The sequence below is a fragment of the Hymenobacter properus genome, from assembly GCF_015694735.1.
Lineage (GTDB): Bacteria > Bacteroidota > Bacteroidia > Cytophagales > Hymenobacteraceae > Hymenobacter > Hymenobacter properus.
In genome coordinates this window covers 1,097,119-1,119,304 of sequence record NZ_JADQDP010000003.1, presented here as the reverse complement: position 1 = coordinate 1,119,304, position 22,186 = coordinate 1,097,119, and the positions used below count along the sequence as shown (strand labels likewise).

Here is a 22,186-nt window from a genome sequence, read left to right as displayed (position 1 = left end):
TGTCCAAGCAACCGCAAAGCCTAAGCTAGGCGGCGAAAAAGCAGGCGACAGGTGTTTTTAGGGCAGCGGAAACTAGCGAGCTGGCAGCAAGCCCGCCAGCGTCACAAATATCCCGTCCTTTCTAATCTTGATTTGTCACATTTTTATGCGACATCCAAACTACTTTTCACTCGCTCTCTTCAGCTCCGGCCGACGCGTCAGACCCGGCCCGCGCGGTGGCGGGCCAGCAGTTCAGTTCGAGAACTGATTTCCAGCTTTTCGTACACGCGCCGGATGAAGGTGCGCACAGTGTTGATGGAAATGCTCATGCGCTCGGCCACCAAGCGGTAGCTCAGGCCTTCCTCAATGGCCTGCACCAGTTGCATTTCGCGCGGCGTGAGGACCTCGGTGAGGGAAGGCGCGGGCTGGAAGTGCCGCACCACGTGCCGGGCAATGGCCGGCGACATGGGCGAGCCGCCGTCGAGCACCTCCAGCAGGGCCGTTTTCACGTCGCGCAGCAACGTGGTTTTCACCAGGTAGCCCACAGCCCCGGCGCACAGAGCCTGAAACAGCCGCTCGGCGTCGCTGTACACGGTGATGAGCACCACGTCGGCCTTGGGCAGCACCCGCTTGATGCGCGACACGCCTTCAATGCCCGAGAGGCCGGGCAGCCCGATGTCGCTCAGCACCAGTCGCGGCGGACGGGTGGCACTGGGCAACTCCGCCAGAAACTCTTCCACCGAGCCCACCACCAGCACACAGTCAAACTCGGGTTGGGCGCAGAGGTAGGTAGCGTAGGTCTGCCGAATGGAAGGCTGGTCTTCGATGATGGCGAGGGGCACGGTGCTGAGCATGGGGCAAAGGTACCGGCCCGTGCCGCGGGCCACTAGCGCATTTTGATGCGACAACAGCCCCCCGTTACCAGCGCACCGGCACCTGCACGCGCACGGCAAACGCGCCCTCGCGCGCGGTCGCCGTGGCGCTGCCGCCCATGGCCTGCGCCCGGGTCTGCATGTTGCGCAACCCGTGCCCCGAGTTGCGCTCCGGAGCCACAGCCGACGAAACCGGGCCGTCGTTCACAACTTCCAACACCAAGTGTGGGCCCCGGCGGTGCAGCCCCACGGTGACGGTAGCCGACGCCGGCGCGTGCTTTAAAATGTTGTGCAGCGCCTCTTTGTAAATAAAATAAAGATGGCGGCGCACGGGCGCAGGCAGCTGCGGGTTTTCCCACGGCACGTCCGTTTCGAAGCGCACGTCGCGGCCGGTGGGCACCAGCACGTCGTGGGCGTAGTCGCGCAGGCGGTCGAGCAGGTTGGGCACGGTGTCGTTGTGCGCGTCCAGGTTCCACACCACGTCGTTGAGCTGGCGCACGGCCATGCGGCTGTTGTCGGCCACTTCGGCCAAGTAGCCTTGCTGCGCATCGGGCGGAGCCAGACCCTCCTGCAGCAGGTCGGTTTGCAAGGCAATCTGGCTGAGCAACGTGCCCACGTCGTCGTGCAAGTCGGCGGCCAGCTGGCTGCGCAGCTTCTCCTCGCGCCGCTGCTGCCGGCGGCGGTGGAAGTTCAGCCCCGCCAGCCCCAACAGCAGGCTTGCCAGCACCGCCCCGCCGAGCAGCAAGCGGTTGCGCGCGGTGCGGTGCGCATTCTCGAGTTCGGCAATGCGCCGCTGCTGCTCCAAGGCCCGAATCCGCGCCTGCTGGCCTTCGACATTGAAACGGGCCTGGGCCTGGGCCACGGCCTCGGCGCTGGTCTGTCCCACCAAGGCATTCAGCATCCCAACGTAGCGGCTCAGGGTATCGAAAGCGCCGGGTCGGCGCGTGGCGTGCAGGGCGCGGGCCAGCACCAGGGTGTTGTCGGTAATCTGGGACTGATTGCCGAGTTGGCGAGCCAGCCGCATGGCTTGCTGGGCGTAGGCCAGGGCGGCGTCCGGCTGGCCACGCTGCAGGCAGGCGGTGGAAAGGTTGGCGGTAGCGTAGCTCTGGGCCCGGCGGTTGCCCACTTGGTTGGCCAGCGCCAGTTCGCGTTGCCACGTCACCACGGCCGAGTCAAGGTGCTGCTGGTGCTGTTGTAATAGGCCCACCAAGTCGAGTAAGTTGAGAACAGTGGGCGCATCTACTGCGGCCGTAACCCCGGCCATGGCTTGCCGGAGCGGCTTTTCGGCCTCGGCAAATTGTCCGCTTTGGATGTAGGTGTTGCCGATGTTGGTCAGCAGCAGCGCTTCATTGCGCGGATGGATGGGCAGGCAAGCCGCGTATACCTGGCGGGCCTTGTTGAAGTAAGCAATGGCCCCCTGCACGTTGCCCAGCGCTTGCCCCACCAGCCCCATGCCGTTGTACGCTTTGCCTGCCACGTCGCACAGGCGGGTGCGCTGCGCCAGCCACACCGCCGCTTCGTAGGCCTGCCCGGCGGCTACGAATTTCCCAGCGTTGTAGAGGTCATTGGCGACGGCCACCTGGGCCCGGGCCTCGCCTGTTTTGAATCCTAAGCGGCGGGCCAAGCGCAGGGCCTGCTGGTTGTAATAGAGTGAACTATCAAGGTTGCTGTGTCGCACCGCCATGCCATGGGCCAGGTAGCTACGAATCTGGCTGGTATCAGGTATCCCCGAACCGTGGGGAGCAATGGCAGCAACCACTGGTGGCAGTGGTGAACGCGGCGATTGGAAAAGACGACCGGACTGCGCTTGAACGGGCATCGGCAATACCCACCAGAAGATGGCGATGAAGAGCACGCTGCCAAACGAGTGCATAAGGAGTAAAACGGGGAAGCAGGAGCAAGGTCTGAAAAAAGACTTGTAAGTCGAAATGTTCGTATCGCTAGTAGTCCTGCTCTCGAGTTCACGCAAACGGTCATTTGCCTCGACCTTGCCGCGCTACAGACCGCGTCCCCCTCGTTCCTTGCGCAGATGCATAACAGGTTTCGACTTTCTGGGCCTCGTGCTTCTGAAGAAAGGAAGTCACAGAGCCATCTCGTTTTGTCGACTTGATATGCTGCAAAGCGCCTGCACTTAGACAACTCCATGTGGGGCTTAAGCAGCGAACCGCACCAAGAGACTTTATCAGAACACTTGCATAACCCATAGTATAATCCAAAACCAAAACAGCCACCTAGCAACGAAGCTAAATGGCTGTTTCTGAATGAGCGGGAAACGAGGCTCGAACTCGCGACCCTCAGCTTGGGAAGCTGATGCTCTACCAACTGAGCTACTCCCGCGGGGTGACTTGGTGGGCCGAAATTACGCCAAAGAACCGGATTTGCAACGGCCGCTAACCCCGGCTCCGGCCGCCGCGTATGACGGGGGAACATGGCTTCTGCTCCCCTCCCCCCTGCTACGCGCCGCCTGGTTGGCTTCCTGCTCATGCTGAGCGGCGGGCTGCTGGGCCTCGGCATGCTGCTGAAAGTATACGTGACGGTGATGAGCTGGAACACGACCTACCAGAGTTCATACGCCATGCTATCGGTATACTTGGTGGGGCTGCTGGCCAGCGGACTGCTCATGCGCCTAGGCCGGCGCATGCGGCGCGGCGATGATTTGTCGCGCCGCGACCCCGATACCGAAGAGATACTGTAAATCGGCCGCCGCGGACCGACCTTTGCCCCATGTCATCTCCCCTGCGCATTTCGTTGGCCAAGGCCAACGCCGCCACCGCCGCCCAACTCGCCGACCTGGGCCGCCAAACGTTCCAAGACACCTTCGCTGCCACCAACACGGCCGCCGATATGGCCGCGTACCTGGCCGAGAACTTCGGCCCGGACATTCAACTGGCCGAGCTGCAGGACCGCGAAAACACCTTCCTGCTGGCCCACATGCAGGCTGAGCTGGTGGGCTATGCCAAGCTGCGCGACAATTCAGCCATAGGGCTGGCCGAAGGGCAGAACCCGGCTGGCCGCCTCGAAATTGAGCGCCTCTACGTGCGCGACGATTGGCAGGGCACTGGCCTGGGGGCAGCCTTGATGCGCGGCATTCTGGCCCTGGCCGAGCAACTGCACTGCACCGCCGTGGTGCTGGGCGTGTGGGAGAAAAACGACAAAGCGCGGGCCTTTTATCAGCGCTTTGGCTTCCGCGAGATTGGGCAGCACGAGTTCCGGCTGGGGCAAGACGTACAAACCGACCTGATTTTGCGCAAAGGGCTGGCGGGGCGCTAAACCACCTACTTTTGGGAATGCCTATACCCGCTTTGCTGCGATTGTTGAAGGGACGTGCCACCGGTCTGAGGACGGCGCTGGCCCTACTGGCCGCGGCGGCCTGCCAACCGCAGCACGACGCCGCCAGCAACCCCACGCCCCCGCCCGTGGGGCATTACGAAGGCAGCCTGGCCCAAGCCGGCCGGCCCGATGTGCGCGCGGCCCTTGACATCCGCCATCCCAGCCCGGGCCACTACGAAGCCGAACTAACCGTACCGACGGCGCCCGGGCTCAGCTTCGTGGCCGATACGGTTGTTTTCGGCGACAAGCAACTCCGCCTCACGCGCCCGGCCCGGCCCGGCCAACGCCTGACGCTCACGGCAGAGGGTGATTTTTGGCGGGGCACGCTGGAAGTCGACTCGGCCAAGGCGACGACCGTGCTGCTCAAGCGCGGTAGCCCTTCGCCCAGCACCTACCATGTGGAGGAAGTGCCGCAGGGCAATGGCTCAGCCTGGCTTTTTGCCCCAGCCGATGTGAGCACCCTGGGTCCGGTGTTGGCCTTGCTGCCCGATTCGGCCACGGCGGTGGCCGCGCCGCTGTGGGCCGATGCGCTGGCCCGCGAGGGCGTTATCGTCTTGGTGCTGCCCATGGCCCATTCGGCCACGCCCGAAACCGAAACGCCCCGCCTGCAAAAGGCCTTGCGCCTGCTACACAACACGCCGGGAGCCGATACAGCCCACGTGGGCCTCTGGGCCGCCGGGCCGCGCGCGGCAGCGCTGGCGCAGGCCCTAGCCGCGCCGGGTGGGCCGCGTGCAGCTTACCTCATTGCCCAGAATCTAGTTGTTGACCCGGTCACCCGGGCCGCCATTCGGGAATTAAAAGACCGGAAGGTACCCCTACTGAGCTTACATGGCGGGGCCAGTGCTACCACGCAAGCCGCCACGCTCCGCAACGCTGTGGGTGGGCGGCGTGGAGCCACGGTGCGCACCTATCGCCAGGCCGGAACCAATTTGCTGGTGGCCGGGGACCTGGGCCCCCAACTTGCCCCAGGTGTGCCAGCAGAAGTTCTGGAATGGCTGCGGCAACAGTAGCGGTCAGGGCTAATGAAACCAAGACCGGCCAGCCGCTTACAAGAGCAGCAAGCCCTTTTCGCGCAAAAGCTGCCAGGCCGGGGTTTGTAGAAAAGCCTCAAACGAGCCCTCTGTTTTAGGAAAGCCAGCCGCCGCGTCTTTCAACAATACTTTGGTATCGTAATCGTGGCTGAGCTGGGTGAGCAGCTGGTGCAGCCAACGGCCAGCGGCTTCGGTGGTTTTCACCTCAAAATCCTCGGCCTGCTCGTAGCAGGTGAGCACGGCGCGGGGGGTCTTTTTGCCGGCTTCGAGGCGGATTTCAGGGGCATTGCCGAGCCAAAATAGGCGCTGGTTCTGGCGGGCAAAATCGGGCTTTTCGGGAGCCTGCAGGGCCTGCTGCACGAGGTGCCGCGGCGTGGTGGGGCGTGGCGTTTTGAAATCGAACCAACGGGCCAGCGGCTCGTCGAGAGCCACGCCGTGCAGGTAGTTATAAAGGCTTTTGGCCAGGCCGGGGCCGAAGGCTTCGTGGTCGGTGCCCAGGGGGTCGTCGTGCCAAAGGTCGTTCCAAGCGAAGCCGGCGGGCTCGGGGCCGATGGCTTGCACCTGGTACTTCGCCGGGTTTTTGCCCACAGGCGAGTGCGCCGTCATGGAAAAGCGATGCCAGTAGCCGCTTTGCACCACACCGGCGGCAAAGAGCTGGCGCACCACTTCGAGGCTGTCGATGGTTTCCTGCGCGGTTTGGGTAGGAAAGCCATACATCAAATAGGCGTGCACCATGATGCCGGCCTGGGTGAAACCCTCCGTGACGCGGGCCACCTGCGCAATGGTGACGCCCTTTTCCATAAGCGCCAGTAACCGGTCCGACGCCACCTCCAGCCCGCCGCTCACGGCAATGCAGCCCGAGGCAGCCAGCAGGCGGCACAGGTCGGCCGAGAAGGTTTTTTCGAAGCGAATGTTACCCCACCAGGTGATGGGCACGCGGCGCTTGAGTAGCTCGATGGCCAGGTCGCGCAGGGCCAGAGGTGGCGCGGCCTCGTCCACGAAGTGAAAGCCGGTCTGGCCGGTTTGCTGAATAATCTGCTCGATTCTATCCACCAGCAGGGTGCTGGGCGCGGTTTCGTACCTACTGATGTAATCCAGCGTCACGTCACAAAACGAGCAGCGTTTCCAGTAGCAGCCGTGGGCCACGGTGAGCTTGTTCCAGCGGCCGTCGCTCCAGAGGCGGTGCATGGGGTTGAGCACTTCCAGCACCGAGAGGTACTCCGTCAGGGGCAGGTCGGAGTAGTCGGGCGTGCCCACCTCGGGGTGCGGTACATCGGGGTGTGGGTGGTTGATGTACTCAATCTGGCCCTGCTCATTGCGGAGGAAGGTGCGCTGCAGCTGGTCGCGGGTGGGCGGGCTGTAGAGGACGGTCTGCAGGTCGCAGTGCACTTCGTCCTCTGCCTCGCTCACTTCCTGGCGGTCATGCAGAGTGAAGCGAAGCATCTCGCCTGCGTCGTTGCTATTTTTAGGCGATTCATTGGTTAGTAGCGGCACGCGAGATGCTTCGCTGCGCTCTGCATGACGTCCTTTTTGCTCGTTCAATCCGCCCAGATACTCCAGCAGCCGCAGCCAGGGGCCCTCGCCATCGTCCAGCGTCAGGTAGTCGATGTAGTCGAAAAAGCGGGGCTCCTGAATGGTGCGCAGCTCGGTGTTGGGGTAGCCGCCGCCCATCACGGTCACGGTGGCAGGGCTAAGGTGCTTGATGTGCTTGGCCAGCCGCAGGGCCCCGTAGAGGTTGCCGGGGAAGGGCACGGTGAAGCCCACCACATCGGGCTGCACGCGCGCCAGCAGCGGCTCCAGTTCCTCCAGCAGCATGCGGTCCAGCAGGTTGGGGGCCGCTTCCAGTTCGCGGTGCAGGGGCTCGAAGGAGGTGGCCGAAAGGGCCAGCTTCTCGGCGTAGCGTGAGAAGCCGAAGTGCGGGCCCACGGTTTCCTTGATGAGGTCGGCCAGGTCTTCGAGATAGAGCGTGGCCAAGTGGCGGGCCTGGTCGGTGAGGCCCATACTGCCGAAGGCGGTTTCAAGGTCGGCCACGTTATCAAAGCGGCTGGCTTCGGGCAGGAAGCGGCCGTGGCAGATGCGCGGGGCCAGCGTGAGGTCCTTGTTCTGCAGAAACCGGATGACCGGACCGATGGTGGCCAGGTAGCGGCGTTGCAGCCGCAGCATGCGCCGGGCGTTGTCGCTCAGGTCGAAATTTCCGGCCTCAATTTCCTCAAATACGCGTTTCAAGCCTGCTTCCGAAAACAGGCGCAGCACTAGCTGCAGGCCCATGTCGGCCTGCGTCACGGCGTAGCCGCGCCCGCCCAGAAAGCCTTTGATATAGGCCGTGGCCGGGTACGGGGTGTTGAGCTGCGTGAGCGGCGGCGTGAGCAGCAGGATGCGGGGCGAAGCAGTAGGCACAGTGGCATCTAACCCGGCAAGGGGCGCCGGGGTTCATTTCCCGGCAAAGGTCGGCACGGCGCCGGCTTACATCTTCATGCCACCCATGCCCGAGCTGCCCATCCCCTTCATGCTCATCCACGGGGCCGTGAGGCGCAGATATACCGAGGCCGAAAGCGGCAGCTTGCCGTAGCCGGGCCCCACATAAGCGATGCCGTAACGGTCATTCTGCAGGCTTTCGGGAATAAAGTAGCCCGTGATTTGCCCGCCCAAGCTCAGCTCCGGCCCGCGTGGGCCGCCCAGGCTGGCCAGCCGGTAACTGCTGCCCAGCGTGAGAGCATGGATGTTGAACACCTTAGCATCCAGGCCATCATAGAGGCCGGTGGCGTAAAAATTCAGCTCTTCGCTGTCCTTCTGCACAAACTCGTAGCGCCCGTAGAACGTGGGCCGGCCCAGCGTAAGGTTGGTTTCGGCCAGCACCGCGTGCTCGCCGTGGTGGCCGTCGCCGTGTTCATTCAAGCCCCACACCAGAGCCGAGGCCAAGTAGCGTCGCTCGCCCCAAGTGCGGCTGTGCAGCACCGAAGCGGTGGTGCGCGTCACGTTTTCGTCGGGGTGCAGGTCTTCGGGGCTTTTAATGAAGGCGCGGCTCACCTGCAGGGCCAGGCTGCGGCTGGGGTTCCAGTTGAGGCGGCCGGCCCAGGAATCGGCGCGCGGCTTGTCAAAATCGTAGCGGTACTGGTCGGGCTCGCGGCCCGTGAAGTTGCTGCCTTCCAGCTTGAACTGCTTGTAGCGCACGCCCAGCGTGGCCACCCCAAAGGTGATGTGCGTGGCATCGGTCCAGTGGTGCGAGAGGGGCGCGTCGGGGTTGGGCATGGCCGAGATGCGGTGCATGAAAGCCACCGGCCCGATGGCCGGCTCGCCCGGGTAGCCCATGTAGAGGCTCACGTCTACATCTTCATTGATGGCGTGCGTATAGCTGGCCGTTAGCCCCGAAATCAGGTCGTGCGGGTGTTGCTTGTCGATGAGCGGCCGGCCCTGGTAGCTTTCGCCGGTCTGGAACAGCAGTGGGTAGCCGCCGTTGGTTTCCGTCAGTGGGTCGAGGCTGACCATTAAGCTCAGGTTCAGCAGGCCCCGCGCGCCGATGGTGCGCTGAGCCATGGCCATGCCCCAGTTTGGCCCGTCGATGGCGTTGGCGTGGCCGCGCTTGCCGTTGTTGTTGAAGTTCTGGCTGGTGTAGCGGCCATAAGCGGCGGCATGGTACATCAGCATCCAGGGGCCCTTGTGCTGCATCCACATGTACATGGGCGTGGCATCAGGGTGCCAGCTGGTGCCCGAACCGTTGCGGCTCATGGGCAGGTTGCGCGAGAGCGAGTGGCTCATGCCGTCCATGTGCATAGCGCTGTCGTGGGCCATGGCCATGCTGCCCATGTCGTGCCCGGCCCCCGACATGTCCATGCCGGGGGTGTGCTCGTGTGGCGGGGCCGGATGGGCGGTTTGGGCAGGCTTGGCCGGGTCCATGGGCATGCCTTCCATCGAGTGCATGGGGGCCGCGTGGTGGCTGGTATCGGCCGGCGTAGAAGTGGCCGGCGTGCCTGGCGAAGCCGGTTTTGCGGCGGGTCGGGCGGCCCTGGGGCCAGCCGGCTTGGGCGCAACCGGGCGGGGCTTCGCTGGCTTTGGTTTGGGCGGCATGGGCATGTTCATGTCCATGTGATTATGGTCCTGCGCCAAGGCCGCCCGGCCTGGCGCGGCGGTAAGTAGCGCCGCCGCGACAATGCCCGCCACAGACGGCACGGCTAGCCGATTGAGAAAACAATGCTTCATGCCGCTAATACCCGAAATCTAGGCCTTGGGTTAAGGCAGCATTTTGCCGAAAACGTACAGCACCCGGGCTGGCACCGAATTGTGTAAGCCACGAGCGTAAATTCTACACCTTCCTATAGCGGTTTTCTGCGTAGAATCAGCTAGTTGTTTACAGTTGTTCACCTAACATTCTTGCCATGCAAATGCCCGCTGCCGCGCCCCGCGCCCGCCAAAACAACCAAACCGTTCTAGACGCCCTGAGCCGCTGCATTGCAGCTTGCGAGCTGTGCGCCGACGCCTGCCTCGATGAAGAAGATATTCACATGCAGGTCGCTTGCATCCGCCTCGACCGCGACTGCGCCGACATCTGTCGCCTCACCTCCGCCTTCATCGCCCGCGGCTCTGACCATGCCCAGCATGTGCTCAAGGAGTGCATCGAGATTTGCCAGAAATGCCATGATGAGTGCGCTAAGCACCAGCACGACCACTGCAAGCAATGCGCCGAAGCCTGCCGCGCCTGTGTGGAGGCTTGCAAAAGCTACGCGGCATAACGCCTGTCATTGCGAGGAGGCACGACGAAGCAATCCGTCCTGTTCTCAGCGACCCAACCTAATATTGTGACAAAGCCCAATAGGAAAGCCCCGGTGCCGTAGTGGTACCGGGGCTTTCTGGAGTAAGAGCGTGTCGGGTTTTGACAGGACGGATTAGCTACGCTGACCTTCGGTTGCCACGGGCTTCGCCCTCGCAATGACAGATGCCCCCTTACGCCAGCGCATCAAGCGACATGCGCTCGGGCAGCATCAGGCGGCGGAACTCGCTTACGGAATAGCCCGTCACTTGGCGGAACTGGTTGCTCAGGTGCTGGCCCGAGCTGTAGCGCATCTGGTCGGCTATCTGGTTCAGGGTCAGCTCGCCATAGCTGAGCAACTCCTTCACGCGCTCTATTTTGAGGCGGATGAGGTATTTCTCGATGGTGAGGTGGGCGGTGCGCGAAAACACCTTGCTCAGGTGCGAGTAGGTGGCCGCAAACCGGTCGGTGAGGAAGGCCGAGGTGGTGAGCGGCGAGCGCGCCGTGCGCAGGTGCTCCAGGTACTCGGCCAGAGTAGCTTTGATTTGCTCGGTGAGCTGCTCGGCCCGGCCGCGCAGCAGCTCGAAGCCGGCGGCGTGCAGCAGCGGAGCCAGGGCTTCAGGGTCGGCGGGGGTGGTTTCGTCGAGCTCGGCCACGCCCAGGCTCACGGCTTTGGGCCGGTAGCCGGCGCGCTCCAATAGGTTTTGCACTGCCTCCACGCACCGGGGGCACACCATGTTTTTGATATGCAGTAGGTTGGTTTTCAAGGTCGTTAACGTGTTTCTGGCCGCCGCGAGGGGGCCGGTGAGGAATGAGAACGCGCCGCTGCAGAACCGGCAGAAGTCCGGCGCGGGCGAGGCGCCGGAGTGGAAACTTCGGCCCACCCGCGTCCGAACCAGTGCCCGGTGGCCCAGGTCACGAATGGCACCACGGCCAGGAACGTGACGGCCAGCAGCCAGACGAATACGAGAAAGGCAAAAAAAAGTCGACTGAAAAAATGGTCCCCCGTGCCGAACAAGTAACCGACCAGCGTCAGGGCCAGCACGAAGCTCACGCCGGCCAGCACGCCCACGCGCCGCCAGGGCCAGGCGGCAACGTGTTTTTGGAGGCGACGGCGCAACGGAAGCAACATAAACAATGGGCAAAGAGGCGGTGAAAATAAGCGAAAATTTATTGAAGCCAATGACTTAGCCCAGCGCAGCCAGCAACTCGTGCTGCAAAGCTGCGCCGTTGTCGGCCTCGTACCAGGCGTTCATTTCTTTAATTATTTGATTGACATGCAACGATTTATCGGCGTGCAACCGGTGAGCCAATTCCTGCGCCGCCGCCGGGCGCGGGCCCCAGTCGCCGAGGTCGGTGCCGGTGGCCGCGTCGCGCCGCACGAGCTTGGGAATGCTGTTGCCGCCATTGGTCTGGTGGGCGGCCATCAGGGCGGGGTGGTCGGAGCGCAGCAGCACGTGCAGCGTCACACGGCCGGCGCTCACCTCGGCCAAGTGCGCCAGGATGGGCAGGGTGTGGGCGGTGTCGCCGCACCAGGCTTCGGCCAGTACCAGCCACTGCTCGGGCCGGGGCAGGTTGGCGAGCTTCTCCACCAGCTCCGGCAGCAGTGGCACAGCGTGGGCACGGTCGAGGTGGGCCTGGTTTTGGTCGGTGTAGCGAATGAGGCCGGGCGTCTGCTCGGGGCCGGTGGTGCGGCGCTCGGCGGCCAGCGTGGCCACCAGGGCCCGGAACTCGGCGTAGGTGTAGGCAGGCTGCGGAACGGCAACGGGCGAAATAAGGGAACTGGACATCAGGAACAAACGGAGTGAATGGAGGCGCCGGGCCGCGCCGGGTGCAACCCCAGGGCCGCGCCCACCGCTACAACCGTATCCGGCCGCCCTGGTTCGGGTTGCGCCGCGGGAGGTTATTTCTTTACCTTGCGGCATCGCTCATTTCTCACGCCTTCACCTTCACGCTTTCATGCTTCTGAAATCCTTCCTCCGCCCCCTCGCCGTGGCCTGCGCCCTCACCGCCACCTTTAGCGCCTGCAGCTCGGGCACCAAAGAAGGCGACACCAACGTGGAGCGCGGCTACACCAAAAAAGGCCCCGCCGCCCCGCAAGATGGCGTGGCTGGCGGCGACTCGGCCACCGCCGGCCTCGCCCGCGACACCGCCCATCGCCCCACCGGCAAAGAGCTCTACAAAGCCGCCGAAAACGCCACCGACCGCAACCACGACGGCATTGCCGACTAACCCTGTGGAGTTACCACAAATAAAAAGGCCCGCACCTAGGTGCGGGCCTTTTCCTTTTTTGCAGGTAGAAAGGTGGAAATTCAGGATGGCGCCCCGAGCAATGAGCGGTAAGGCAAGGCATTAATAGCTAACGCTTCGGTGCCATTACGTATCATCGTCCCCTCACAGGTTCAGGGCTTAGTAAAACACGAAGCCGTTCGGGCCCACTTTCACTTCAAACGAATCGATGGGGGCACCGGTAGCCTGGTAGCGAATGAAGCGGCCGTTGCTGCTGTAGCTGGGCGAAACGGCGCCGAAAATGGAATTGTCGCGCGGGTCGATGTCGAAGCCCGAGAAGTTGCGCCGAATAAAGGGTGCCCTGGGCAAGGCCGTGGCCGCGGTGCTCAGCTGGTACTCAGCCCCGCCAAAGCCGTAATACAGTTGGTCTTTGGCCGCGTTGATGCGCAGCTTGCCCGGGCTGGCCGTGCCGGGGAAGTTCAGCTTGAGTTGGGCGGTAGGGTTGCCGGGGTTGAAGCGCACGAGGGTCCCGTTCGATACGCGGGTGAGGGTGTAGGGGGGCACGCTCAGGTAGCTCACGAAGCCGCTGCACAGCACCCACAGGTTGCCGTCTTTGTCGGCCACCATGCTGCTGGGCCCGTCGGCCACGGTGATGGTGGAGGCCAGGGTGCCGGTAGCTTCGTCGATGACGGAAACGGTATTGTCGAGGCTGTTGGGCACGTAAATTTTGCCGCCCAGCACCAACAGCTGCTCGGGGTTGCGGCCCACCGTCACCCGGCTGGCCACGGTGTTGGTGGCCAGGTTCAGAATGCTGAGCACGCCGGGCAGGTAGCCAGTGTAAGGCCCGCGCCACTCCGTGACGTAGCCGCGCCCGCTTGAGCCCGCCGCGAAATAGCGCGGCTGCGAAAGCCCGCTGATGGTGGCCACCGACTTGAAATCGGTCAGGTTCACCACTTCAATCTTGTTGGAGGCATTGACCACAACGTAGCCGCGGCTGCCCTGCACGCCCATGCTTTGCACCACGTCGCCGAGGCGGCTGCCATTGTTGGCGCTCCCAAATGCGTCCACCGTCAGGGCCTTATTGGCTTTGTTGAATACGCTCACGGCGCCATCGCCAACCCCAAACTGACCTTCGCTCAGGATGTACACGCCATAGGTGGCGGGCGGCGTGGGCGCGGGGGTTTCTTCTTTTTTGGGGTCGCAGGCGGCCAGCAGGGCCAGGCCAGCCAGGAAGGGCAAAATTTCTTTTTTCATGTAAAAACACGCCGGTAAAACCGGTCAGGAATTGATAAAAAGTTTAAGAAATGGTGAAGCTTCCCGCGGCTAGCGCCAGCCCAGGCGCAGGCTGGCGCCGATGGCGCGCGGCGGCGCCGGCCGGCCGGGGTAGCTGAAGTAGGCTTGGTTGAGCAAATTGGAAGCTTGCAGCAGCACAAGAAGGCTGGTGTGGGCCGGCCCCTGAATGGTACGCCCCAGCGTGGCGCTCAGCAGACGGGTGCCGGGCAAAAAATCGGTGCCCGAGGCATTGGTGAAGCGGTAGCTGGTGAAAACCAACGTTGTGCTCAGCTGCCAGCCGCGCCACTGCTGGTCGGCGCCGAAACTGGCCTGGTGCGGGGGCACATAGGCCAATTGCACGCCCACCGGGTCGGAGTCGGCCGCCGAGCCCTGGGTTTTGCGGGTGTCGGTGTAGTGGTAGGCCACCTGCACCCGGCCCGTGTAGCGGCCTTGGCGCAGGCGCAGGGCAGTGTTGGCTTCCAGGCCCTGACTGCGCACCCGGCGCAGGTTGCGCGGGCTCCAGATGCCAGTGCTGGATTCGGGCAGCCACTGCACCCAGTCATCCACGTCCTGCCGGAAGGCCGTCAGCTCGCTTTCCAGCGTCCAGCGGCGGCCCCAGGCGCGGCGGTGGCGCAGGCCGCCCTCGTAGCCCACGCCCGATTCGGGGCGCAGCTCGGGGTTGCCGCCCGGCAGCCAGTACCGCTCGTTTAGGGTGGGGGCGCGGTAGCTGCGGGCGGCGCTGGCTTTTAGCGTTAGCGCCTGCGCCGAATCGGGCACGGCCAGCAGGTCCCATTCCAGCCCTAGCGTGGGTGTGAGCGGGGCCAGGCCGGCGGGTAGCACCGCCTGGCGCAGGTTGGCCGAGAGGCGCAGGGCCGGGCGGGGGTCGTAGCGCAGCAAGGCAAAGGCAGCAGCGCGGTTCTCGCCGATTTCGGCGGTACCGTAGCCATCTACCTGCGCCGCGAAGTGCTGGGCCTCGGCGCCCAGGCGCAGGCTGCCCCGCGCGCCCAGGGCCGTGGTGCGCTCGGCCTGGGCCTGGGTGGTGCGCACGCGGGAGTTGCTGGGGGCGCCGCCGTCGCGGTAGTTGAGGATGTCTTCAAACCACGCGCCGCGCACGGCCCACTGCTGGCGTGCACCCACGTGGCGGTAGCCCAGCGTGAAGCGGCGGCTTTGGTCGCGCTCGCGGGCCTGCGTGCCGATGATGTTGACGCCGGACTGAATTTCACGGTCCACATCGGTCAGCCAGGCAGCGGCGGTTAGCTCGCCGGCCTGGCCCAGGCGCCAGGCCACGTCGGGGCTTATGCTCCATTGGTGGCGCAGGGCGGCGTTTTGCAGGGTATAGCGCACGGGGCCTCGGGCTTCCTGCAGCAGGTAGGTGTAATTGTTTTGGGCTTCGCGGTAGCTGGCGGCCACGCGCACGGCCACGTTGGAGCTGGCGGCGCGGGCCTCCACGCTGCCGCCGGCCAGGCCAAAGCTGCCGGCATCGGCCTGCACGCTACCGCGCAGGCCGGGGCGCCAGTCGGGGGCCGCATTGAGCAGCACGGCGCCGCCCACTGCCCCGCTGCCGTAGAGGGCAGCCGCCGGGCCGGGCTGAATAGCCACGCTGGTGCTGGCGCCCACGGTCAGCAGCGAGAAGTCGTTCTGGCCCAGCGTGGGCAGCATGATGTTCAGCCCGTTCCAGAGCACGGCGGTGTGCTGGGCCGAGGTGCCGCGCAGGGCAATGGTGGCCAATTGGCCAGGACCGTAGTATTTGAGGGCCAATGGGGTACGGGCCTGCAGCACGTCGGCTAGGTTGCCGCCGCGGTACTGCGCCAGCGTGGCCGAATCGAGCTCCAAGCGGGTGCTGCCCACAGCAAACCGCTCGGGGCCCACGGCACGCACCTGCACCTCGCCCAGCCGGTGCTGCCGCTGGCTGAGGCGGGCCGAATCGGGCGGGGCCGTCTGGGCGCGGGCGGTGCCGGCGAGCAGGCACAGCAGCACCACTCGCCGTAGCGGAACTGGATGGAGGGAAATAAAACGCAGCAGAATCAAATTCTCAGTCAAGAAAATTCGATTCAAAATCCGGCGCCAACCAGCTGCCATTAGCAGCCAGCTACCGTCAGACCGAGGCCGAAAAACAGGGGTAATCTGGCCGCCCGAAGGTGGCCGCTGTTCTCTTTCTCCATCCGTCCTCCGCGAATGCTGAACCTGTGAATGCTCGGGCAGGTCTCCTGGCTTGCTCCGCCGAGCGGGCCGCCTTCCCATTTTATTGCTTGCTATTCAAGCAACAAACAGTGGCATTGTGGCCCGCTCCGATGTGAAGCGTACAGTTGCGGGGACAGCTCCGGCTTCGAACCGGATTCCCTTTTCAGCCGCGCCCCACGATTGGGGGGTTGGCACCAAAGCAGGGCAAAGGTACGGAGGAAGAACCGAGAAAGTCTCTGTCATCCTGAGCGCAGCGAAGGACCTTGTCACGTCAGAGTTTTCTAGCGTGACAAGGTCCTTCGCTGCGCTCAGGATGACAGACAATTATGCGGGTTTACCGGCGGAAGGTGAGGCCCACAAAGTATTCGTGGTCGGTCAGGCGGCTCAGGGCCAGATGGGTGCCGAGGTCGAGCTGCAGGTTGGGCGTGAGCTTGAAAATGGGGGCGATGTTGGCGGAGGGCTGCCAGCGGCGCTGCTCCGTGTTCCACATGGCCACGGCTTCGGTCACAAGCCCCACCTTCTCTGTGAAATCGTACTCGAGAGCCACTGAGGGCACCAGGCGCACATAGCGCTGTTCGGTTTCACGGTCGTAGTTCAGGTCGGTTTCGAGTTGGGCTTCGAGGTTGGCTTTGTCGCTCAGCTCGACGTCAATGGGCAGCACCACACCGTATTCGGTGGCACCATCGCCTACATTGCCACCAGTGGGCAGCCGTACGTAGCCAATGACCGACATGGCAAATTTGCCCAATTGGTCGTCGCCTATAAAGTTGTGCTTCAGGCGCAGGGTCAAGTCGCCAAAGCCGGAGTGGCGCTCCTGCCAGTCGTCGGCGTCCGAAGTTCGTTGCTTGGCCACACTGTAGAGGGGCACTTCCAGTTGCACGTCGGTGCGGCGGCTGAGGCCCAATTTCAGCATGGAGTAGGCCAGGTGCAGCTCGCGGTTTTTATCATCGTTGCCCGAGCCGCTGTTGATGAGGCGCAGGGCGTCCATTTCAAGCTGGAAATGGCCGGCATCTACCGTGAACGGGCTTTCGGTCACGCCGGGCCGGTCGGGCTGCAGCTCGCGCAGGCGGTTGCGCGGCACGGGTTTGCGCCAGCTGAAATGGGCCGAGTCGTAAGGGGAAGTTTTGGCCGGGGCCTGTGCCCAACCGAACGCAGGCAAGAGTAGCAAGGATAGAAAAAAGTGCTTCATGGCGCCCTGTACGCAGAAAATCAGATACGGTAACGTTGCCCAAATCCTATATAGCAGCCCAAGCCCAACGGTCTGAAGGGCTACTAAAACGGCACCAGCACCTTCACCCCCACGTTGCGCCCCGGATTATAAATGCCACTGCGGCCGTTGGGCGTACCGGCGTAGTATTCGAAGTACTTCAGCCGGTTAAGATGGGCCTGGTAAGCGGTGTCGAAGAGGTTATCGACCTGCACAATGAATTGGGCCACGGCCCGCCCGTCGCGATTGGTGTAGGTGGTGCCTGCGCCCAGGCCCAGCAGCACGTAGCCCGGCGTGGCCGTTTCGGTGTTGTCGAGGGCGTAGAAGCGGTTTTGGCGGGCGCTGCCGTCCAGCGTGACGCGGCCATAGGTGCCGGTGAAGCGGCCGGCACGGGCTGGCGCGGTGGCCCGCAGCTCGGTGCGGCCGCGCAGGGGCGGAATCAGGGGCAGGTAGCGGGCGGCTTCTATCTGATGGTCGGGCAAATTAGTTTGGGCGCTTTCGCCACTCACGTAGGCCGCGCTGCTGCTCCAGGCCAGCCAGGGCAGGGCTGCCGGGCGCCAGTTTAGGCTGGCTTCGAGGCCGTAGAGGCGGGCAGCAGCCTGCTGGAATTGGTATGTGACATTGCCGGGCACGATGACGACCGGCTGGCCGCTGGCGTCCTGCAGGCGGGCCTGGTAGATGAAGTTCTGCACATAGTTGTGAAACAGCTCCACCGACGCATCCACTTCGGACTGGTGCCAGAGCACGCCCACATCCTGCTGCCAGCTGAACTCAGGCTCGAAGCCCCGGTTGCCGAGGTACACGATGTGGGCGCCGGGGTCGAGGCCGTTGGAGCCGATTTCGGGGATGTTGGGGGCGCGGTAGCCGCGGGCCAGGTTGGCGCGCAGCGTCAGCTGCTCGGTAGCCACGTAGCTCGCCCCCAAGCTGGCCGACCATCCTTGGTAGCGCCGCCGAAACGCCGGAAACTGCAGCACCGCATCGGGTTGCGCCGGGCCGGCGGCCTGGTCAAACCCCGTAGCCGGGTTGGGCGCCACGTAGAAGTCGGCCCAGTTCACCAGCCGCGTGTCGTAGCGCAGCCCGCCGCTGACTTCCAGCTTGCCCAAGGGCTTTTTCAGCAGCACGAAGCCCCCCGCGTCCAGCAGATTGTAATTGGGAATGGGGAAGTCGGTGGCGTTGAGGTGACGGTTGAGCTGGCCCATGCCGTTGCTGCCCACGCTCACTTCCAGCCCTTGCCACTCGGGCAAATGGTAGCGCACGTCGTAGGTAAAGGTGCTCAGGCGCAGAGCCAGGCCCGGCTGGGCGGGCGCCGTGGGGTGGTTAAATTCCTCACGCTGGTTTTGCTGGGCACCCAACAGCAGGTGCAGCTCGCCCCCGCCCAGCGCCACCTGCGTTTTGCTGAACACACGGTAGTGCCGGATGCGCTGGTGCAGCGGGCCAATGGCGTAGCTGCGCAGTTCCTCATCAGTCACCAAGGGCCGGTTCTTCACGTCATCGAGCCCGCTCTCTGCCACCTGCCGCGTGAAACAACGGCTGAGCGAGTCGCGGCTGCCGTCGGGAATTTCCTGCTGGTTGTCGTAGAGCGTGAGGTACCAGTGCGAGCTGCCCCAGGCTTTGCGCACGCCCGCCATGCCCGTGAGCGTCAGTTCGCGAAAGCCAGTGTTATACACCAGCCCATCCACACTGTTACGGTAGTCGCGCGCCAGACGGTGGCTGGCCCGAAAGCTGGTTTGGAAGCCATTTTTTTGATAGTTAAGCCCCAGCGAATTGCCTACTAGGCCGTTGTTCGACTGGTATTCGGCCAGCGCCTCGCCGCGCAACCGGCCTTCGGGTCCGCTGGGCAGGGCAGGCAGTAGGTTCACCACGCCCGCCACGGCATCGGAGCCGTAGAGCAGGCTGGCGGGGCCTTTCACCACTTCCACGCGCTCGATGTCGTAGCCGTCTACCTCCACGCCGTGTTCGTCGCCCCACTGCTGGCCCTCCTGGCGCAAGCCGTTGTAAAGCGTTAGCACGCGGTTGTAGCCCAGCCCCCGGATGAAGGGCTTCGACACATTGGGGCCCGTCGTCACGGCGCTCAGGCCCGGAATGCCGCGCACGGCCGCGTCGATGACGTTGGTATTGGCGTTGAGGCTGATTTCGCGGCGGCCCAGGGTGGCAATGGGCACGGGGCTGCGCCGGATTTCGGTGGCCCGGCTCACACCCGTCACCACCACGTCGGCCAGGGCGGCGGGCGCGGCGGCCAGGGTCAGCGGCAGGCTCAGAGTTTCGCCCGGCCTCAGAGTTAAGTTGCGACTCACAGCCGTATAGCCCACTGCACTGGCCAGCACCCGAACCGCGCCGGGAGGTACGTTGGCAATGGTGAAAGTGCCGTTTGCATCGGCCGTGGCACCCAGGCCCGCAGCAGGCACAGCCACGCTGGCGTAGGGCACCGGCCGCTGCTGCTCGTCGCGCACCGTGCCCGCGACCGTGCCCGTTTGAGCCAGCAGGCCGCCCGGCAGCAGCCACAGCAGCACGAGTAGGAGAGACTTCATACGCAGGTTAATAATTATGTATGAATGTTTAAGGGTGCAGCTTCAACCAGCGCCGCCCGAACGACGCAGGATGGCGCTTGACGCGCCTCTACGCCGTTCGGCTATGCAAAACTCTACCCCTCCCCTAACGCCGTTTCCCAGAGCAAGTAGCCGTTCAGGGCAATGATGACGGCCGACACCGACCAGGCCAGCACACGCACTATCGGCCGGTTCACAAACACGCCCATCTTGGCCCGGCTGCTGGTAAACAGCACCAACGGCACCACCGCAAAGCTGAGCTGCATCGAGAGAATGACCTGGCTGAAAACCAATAGTTTTTCCGTCCCACTTTCGCCATAGATAAGGGCCACCACCAGGGCCGGCACCACGGCCACCAGGCGCGTGATGAGCCGCCGCACCCAGGGCCGCAGCTTGAAATCGAGGAAGCCTTCCATCACAATCTGGCCCGCCAGCGTGCCGGTCAGGGTTGAGTTCTGCCCTGATGCCAGCAGGGCCACCGCAAACAGCACGCTGGCCGCGCCCGCGCCCAGCACCGGCGCCAGCAGCTTGTAGGCATCCTGGATTTTGGCCACCTCCAACATGCCGTTGTGATGGAAAGCCGCCGCCGCCAGCACCAGAATGGCCGCGTTGATGAAAAAGGCTAGGAACAGCGCCACCGTCGAGTCGATGGTGGCAAACTTGATGGCCATGCGCTTGCCGGCCTCTGTCTGCTCAATCTGCCGCGTTTGCACAATGCTGGAGTGCAGGTAGAGGTTGTGCGGCATCACCGTGGCGCCCAGGATGCCAATGGCCACGTAGAGCATGCCCGGCGTGGTCACGACCGCGCGCTGCGGCACCAGCCCGTGGGCCAGCGCCACCCAATCGGGCCGCGACACGATGAGTTCGTACACGAAGCAGCCGAAAATCAGCACCATCAGCCCCGCCACAATGCTTTCGATGATGCGGAAGCCCTTATTTTGAAAAAACAGCACTACCAGCACATCCAGCGTGGTCAGCACCACGCCCCAGGCCAGCGGCAAACCAAACAAGAGGTTCAGGGCAATGGCTGAGCCAATGACCTCGGCCAAGTCGCAGGCGGCAATGGCGATTTCGCACAAAAACCACAACATCAAGCTGATGGGCCTTGAGTAATGGTCGCGGCAGGCTTGGGCCAGGTCGCGGCCCGTCACAATGCCGAGCTTGGCCGCCAGATGCTGCAGCAGCATGGCAAACAAGTTAGAAATCAGCACCACCGACAGCAGCGTATAGCCGTACTTGGAGCCGCCGGCCAGGTCGGTGGCCCAGTTGCCGGGGTCCATGTAGCCGACGGCCACCATCAGGCCGGGCCCCCAGAAGGCGAACAGCTTGCGCCAGAACGAGGCATTGGCGCCCGGCACCCGGATGCTGGCGTACACCTCGCTCAGCGAATTGCTGCGGCGCGGGTGTCGCCAGCCCGTTTCGGCTTGGGGGGGCGTTTCGGTAAGAGTAGAAGGAGGCACGTTGAATAATTGTTTCAATACAAATCTATAAAATTTAGACTTATCTAAAAATTCATTTCGACCGCCTTAAATACTGTTTTCTCCCCAAAAGGTTTCGCCGTGAGCGCGCATTGATTTAAAATCTCCTGGGCCCTGACGTTGCGCCCCACAACTGCTGGCGTTGTTGTGACGAAACATTCCGCCCGATTGGTTGCCGCCCGCCGCCCGACCTTTGCGCTGAAATCCCGTTCGCATGACTTCTTCGCAAACCAAACGCCGCCTCGGCCTGCTTTCCCTTCTGGTGAGCGTAGGGCTGGTGGCCATCAAGTTCTACGCCTACCACCTCACCCGCTCGCAGGCGGTGCTCACCGACGCGCTCGAGAGCATCATCAACGTCTTCACCAGCGGGTTTGCGCTTTATAGCCTCTACCTGGCCGGCCTGCCCAAGGACGAAAACCATCCTTACGGGCATGGCAAAATAGAAAACCTCTCGCTTGGCTTTGAGGGCGGGTTGATTTTTATGGCCGGTGCCTTCATTCTCTACCATGCTTCCCAGGGCCTGCTGCACCCGCAGCCCGTGGCCCGGCCCGATTGGGGCGTGGCGCTGCTAGCCAGCACAGCCTTCGTGAACCTGGGTGTAGGCCTGGTGCTGGTGCGCGCGGGCAAGCAACTGAAATCGGTAGCGCTGGTGGGCGACGGGCAGCACCTCTACATCGATGCCCTCACCTCCATCGTGTCGTCGCTGGCGCTGGTGCTGGTAGCCGTCACGGGCGTGGTGCGCTTCGACACGGGCGCAGCCCTGCTGCTGGGTGGCTTCATCCTGGTGAACGGCTGGCGGATGCTGCGCCGCGCCGTTTCGGGCCTGATGGACGAGGCCGATACGGCCACCGTCACGGCCGTCATTGCCGAGCTGCAAGCCCAGCGCCGCCAGCAGTGGATTGACGTGCACAACCTGCGCGTGCAGCGCTACGGCGCCAACCTGCACATTGATTGCCACATGCAGATGCCCTACTACTTCACGCTGGAAGAAGTGCACTCCCAGTTGTTTGATATCGAGGAGCTCATCAAGGAGCGTTTCGCAGTAGATGTAGAAATGTTTGTGCACGCCGACCCCTGCACCTTTGCGGCTTGTTCGTTGTGCCTCATGGCCGAGTGCCCGGTGCGCCTGCATCCTTTCCGCCAAGAAGTGGTTTGGGACATTCACAACGCCGTGAAAAACGAGCGCCACCACTTAGCCTAAACGCGGTGAGGCGAAGCTCAGCCAAGCCGTAACCATTATTCTGCATAAGCCTAAACGCAAAAAAGGGTGCCGCGATAATCGCGGCACCCTTTTTCTGGTGGAGTAAGCAGGAGGCG

Annotated in this window: 18 protein-coding genes, 1 tRNA gene and 1 riboswitch; of the genes, 6 read left to right on the top strand and 13 right to left on the bottom strand. The window is 63.6% G+C overall.

The window, feature by feature from the left end; all coding sequences use genetic code 11:
* Positions 1-197: 197 nt before the first annotated feature.
* From I2I01_RS16430 to I2I01_RS16420, 3 genes are all read right to left on the bottom strand, one after another.
* A complete protein-coding gene (locus I2I01_RS16430; RefSeq protein WP_196287545.1) occupies positions 198-833 on the bottom strand; it encodes a response regulator in 636 nt (211 codons plus the stop codon).
* A 64-nt stretch (positions 834-897) separates the two neighbouring features.
* Entirely contained in the window at positions 898-2,610 is a 1,713-nt protein-coding gene (locus tag I2I01_RS16425; protein WP_196287544.1) for a tetratricopeptide repeat-containing sensor histidine kinase, read from the bottom strand.
* 505 nt (positions 2,611-3,115) lie between these two features.
* A tRNA-Gly gene (locus I2I01_RS16420) sits at positions 3,116-3,188 on the bottom strand.
* 91 nt (positions 3,189-3,279) lie between these two features.
* Between I2I01_RS16420 and I2I01_RS16415 the strand changes: the two genes are divergently transcribed.
* Genes I2I01_RS16415 through I2I01_RS16405 form a run of 3 tightly spaced genes read left to right on the top strand, consistent with a single transcriptional unit; the run spans position 3,280 to position 5,191 of the window.
* Complete coding sequence (locus I2I01_RS16415) at positions 3,280-3,546, top strand: hypothetical protein (RefSeq protein WP_196287543.1); 267 nt, start codon at positions 3,280-3,282, stop codon at positions 3,544-3,546.
* Positions 3,547-3,575: 29 nt separating this feature from the next.
* Positions 3,576-4,121, top strand: a complete 546-nt coding sequence (locus I2I01_RS16410) for a GNAT family N-acetyltransferase (protein WP_196287542.1) — start codon at positions 3,576-3,578, stop codon at positions 4,119-4,121.
* Positions 4,122-4,138: 17 nt separating this feature from the next.
* A complete protein-coding gene (locus tag I2I01_RS16405) occupies positions 4,139-5,191 on the top strand; it encodes a hypothetical protein (protein ID WP_196287541.1) in 1,053 nt (350 codons plus the stop codon).
* A 36-nt stretch (positions 5,192-5,227) separates the two neighbouring features.
* On the opposite strand, the gene I2I01_RS23300 is transcribed toward I2I01_RS16405, so the two are convergent.
* Positions 5,228-7,609, bottom strand: a complete 2,382-nt coding sequence (locus tag I2I01_RS23300) for a B12-binding domain-containing radical SAM protein (RefSeq protein ID WP_211537997.1) — start codon at positions 7,607-7,609, stop codon at positions 5,228-5,230.
* Positions 7,610-7,675: 66 nt separating this feature from the next.
* The gene (locus tag I2I01_RS16395) at positions 7,676-9,409 is read right to left on the bottom strand and encodes a hypothetical protein (protein ID WP_196287540.1); all 1,734 of its coding nucleotides are present in this window, start codon (positions 9,407-9,409) and stop codon (positions 7,676-7,678) included.
* A 176-nt stretch (positions 9,410-9,585) separates the two neighbouring features.
* Here I2I01_RS16395 and I2I01_RS16390 point away from each other — a divergent pair, with 176 nt between their 5' ends.
* On the top strand, positions 9,586-9,939 hold the full coding sequence (locus I2I01_RS16390; protein ID WP_211537996.1) for a four-helix bundle copper-binding protein: 354 nt from the start codon (positions 9,586-9,588) through the stop codon (positions 9,937-9,939).
* Between the two features lie 211 nt (positions 9,940-10,150).
* Here I2I01_RS16390 and I2I01_RS16385 read toward each other — a convergent pair whose 3' ends face one another.
* Genes I2I01_RS16385 through I2I01_RS16375 form a run of 3 tightly spaced genes read right to left on the bottom strand, consistent with a single transcriptional unit; the run spans position 10,151 to position 11,746 of the window.
* Positions 10,151-10,723 carry a helix-turn-helix domain-containing protein gene (locus tag I2I01_RS16385; RefSeq protein ID WP_211537995.1) on the bottom strand — a complete coding sequence of 191 codons (573 nt, stop codon included), beginning with the start codon at positions 10,721-10,723 and terminating at the stop codon, positions 10,151-10,153.
* A gap of 5 nt (positions 10,724-10,728) precedes the next feature.
* Positions 10,729-11,088, bottom strand: coding sequence for a hypothetical protein (locus I2I01_RS16380; protein ID WP_196287539.1), 360 nt, complete (start codon positions 11,086-11,088; stop codon positions 10,729-10,731).
* 55 nt (positions 11,089-11,143) lie between these two features.
* Positions 11,144-11,746: a thioredoxin family protein gene (locus tag I2I01_RS16375; protein ID WP_196287538.1), complete on the bottom strand. Its 603-nt coding sequence runs from the start codon at positions 11,744-11,746 to the stop codon at positions 11,144-11,146.
* A 169-nt stretch (positions 11,747-11,915) separates the two neighbouring features.
* Here I2I01_RS16375 and I2I01_RS16370 point away from each other — a divergent pair, with 169 nt between their 5' ends.
* A complete protein-coding gene (locus I2I01_RS16370; RefSeq protein WP_196287537.1) occupies positions 11,916-12,188 on the top strand; it encodes a hypothetical protein in 273 nt (90 codons plus the stop codon).
* Between the two features lie 177 nt (positions 12,189-12,365).
* Here the strand turns inward: I2I01_RS16370 and I2I01_RS16365 are convergent, their stop codons facing one another.
* The 5 genes from I2I01_RS16365 to I2I01_RS16345 all read right to left on the bottom strand — a co-directional run bounded on the left by I2I01_RS16365 (position 12,366) and on the right by I2I01_RS16345 (position 20,851).
* On the bottom strand, positions 12,366-13,439 hold the full coding sequence (locus tag I2I01_RS16365; protein WP_196287536.1) for a YncE family protein: 1,074 nt from the start codon (positions 13,437-13,439) through the stop codon (positions 12,366-12,368).
* 69 nt (positions 13,440-13,508) lie between these two features.
* Positions 13,509-15,497 carry a TonB-dependent receptor gene (locus tag I2I01_RS16360; protein ID WP_196287535.1) on the bottom strand — a complete coding sequence of 663 codons (1,989 nt, stop codon included), beginning with the start codon at positions 15,495-15,497 and terminating at the stop codon, positions 13,509-13,511.
* Between the two features lie 140 nt (positions 15,498-15,637).
* Positions 15,638-15,852, bottom strand: a riboswitch (cobalamin riboswitch).
* A gap of 120 nt (positions 15,853-15,972) precedes the next feature.
* The gene (locus I2I01_RS16355) at positions 15,973-16,827 is read right to left on the bottom strand and encodes a transporter (protein WP_196287534.1); all 855 of its coding nucleotides are present in this window, start codon (positions 16,825-16,827) and stop codon (positions 15,973-15,975) included.
* An 83-nt stretch (positions 16,828-16,910) separates the two neighbouring features.
* Positions 16,911-19,373, bottom strand: a complete 2,463-nt coding sequence (locus I2I01_RS16350) for a TonB-dependent receptor (RefSeq protein WP_196287533.1) — start codon at positions 19,371-19,373, stop codon at positions 16,911-16,913.
* A gap of 113 nt (positions 19,374-19,486) precedes the next feature.
* A complete protein-coding gene (locus I2I01_RS16345) occupies positions 19,487-20,851 on the bottom strand; it encodes an Nramp family divalent metal transporter (RefSeq protein ID WP_196287532.1) in 1,365 nt (454 codons plus the stop codon).
* A gap of 232 nt (positions 20,852-21,083) precedes the next feature.
* Here I2I01_RS16345 and I2I01_RS16340 point away from each other — a divergent pair, with 232 nt between their 5' ends.
* The gene (locus I2I01_RS16340) at positions 21,084-22,070 is read left to right on the top strand and encodes a cation diffusion facilitator family transporter (protein ID WP_196287531.1); all 987 of its coding nucleotides are present in this window, start codon (positions 21,084-21,086) and stop codon (positions 22,068-22,070) included.
* Positions 22,071-22,186: the final 116 nt, after the last annotated feature.

What these genes read in the sequence shown, in the direction of transcription:
- I2I01_RS16430 (WP_196287545.1), bottom strand. Translation starts at nt 833, where the DNA reads ATGCTCAGCACCGTGCCCCTCGCCATCATCGAAGACCAGCCTTCCATT.
- I2I01_RS16415 (WP_196287543.1), top strand. Translation starts at nt 3,280, where the DNA reads ATGGCTTCTGCTCCCCTCCCCCCTGCTACGCGCCGCCTGGTTGGCTTC.
- I2I01_RS16410 (WP_196287542.1), top strand. Translation starts at nt 3,576, where the DNA reads ATGTCATCTCCCCTGCGCATTTCGTTGGCCAAGGCCAACGCCGCCACC.
- I2I01_RS16405 (WP_196287541.1), top strand. Translation starts at nt 4,139, where the DNA reads ATGCCTATACCCGCTTTGCTGCGATTGTTGAAGGGACGTGCCACCGGT.
- I2I01_RS16395 (WP_196287540.1), bottom strand. Translation starts at nt 9,409, where the DNA reads ATGAAGCATTGTTTTCTCAATCGGCTAGCCGTGCCGTCTGTGGCGGGC.
- I2I01_RS16390 (WP_211537996.1), top strand. Translation starts at nt 9,586, where the DNA reads ATGCAAATGCCCGCTGCCGCGCCCCGCGCCCGCCAAAACAACCAAACC.
- I2I01_RS16380 (WP_196287539.1), bottom strand. Translation starts at nt 11,088, where the DNA reads ATGTTGCTTCCGTTGCGCCGTCGCCTCCAAAAACACGTTGCCGCCTGG.
- I2I01_RS16375 (WP_196287538.1), bottom strand. Translation starts at nt 11,746, where the DNA reads ATGTCCAGTTCCCTTATTTCGCCCGTTGCCGTTCCGCAGCCTGCCTAC.
- I2I01_RS16370 (WP_196287537.1), top strand. Translation starts at nt 11,916, where the DNA reads ATGCTTCTGAAATCCTTCCTCCGCCCCCTCGCCGTGGCCTGCGCCCTC.
- I2I01_RS16365 (WP_196287536.1), bottom strand. Translation starts at nt 13,439, where the DNA reads ATGAAAAAAGAAATTTTGCCCTTCCTGGCTGGCCTGGCCCTGCTGGCC.
- I2I01_RS16355 (WP_196287534.1), bottom strand. Translation starts at nt 16,827, where the DNA reads ATGAAGCACTTTTTTCTATCCTTGCTACTCTTGCCTGCGTTCGGTTGG.
- I2I01_RS16350 (WP_196287533.1), bottom strand. Translation starts at nt 19,373, where the DNA reads ATGAAGTCTCTCCTACTCGTGCTGCTGTGGCTGCTGCCGGGCGGCCTG.
- I2I01_RS16340 (WP_196287531.1), top strand. Translation starts at nt 21,084, where the DNA reads ATGACTTCTTCGCAAACCAAACGCCGCCTCGGCCTGCTTTCCCTTCTG.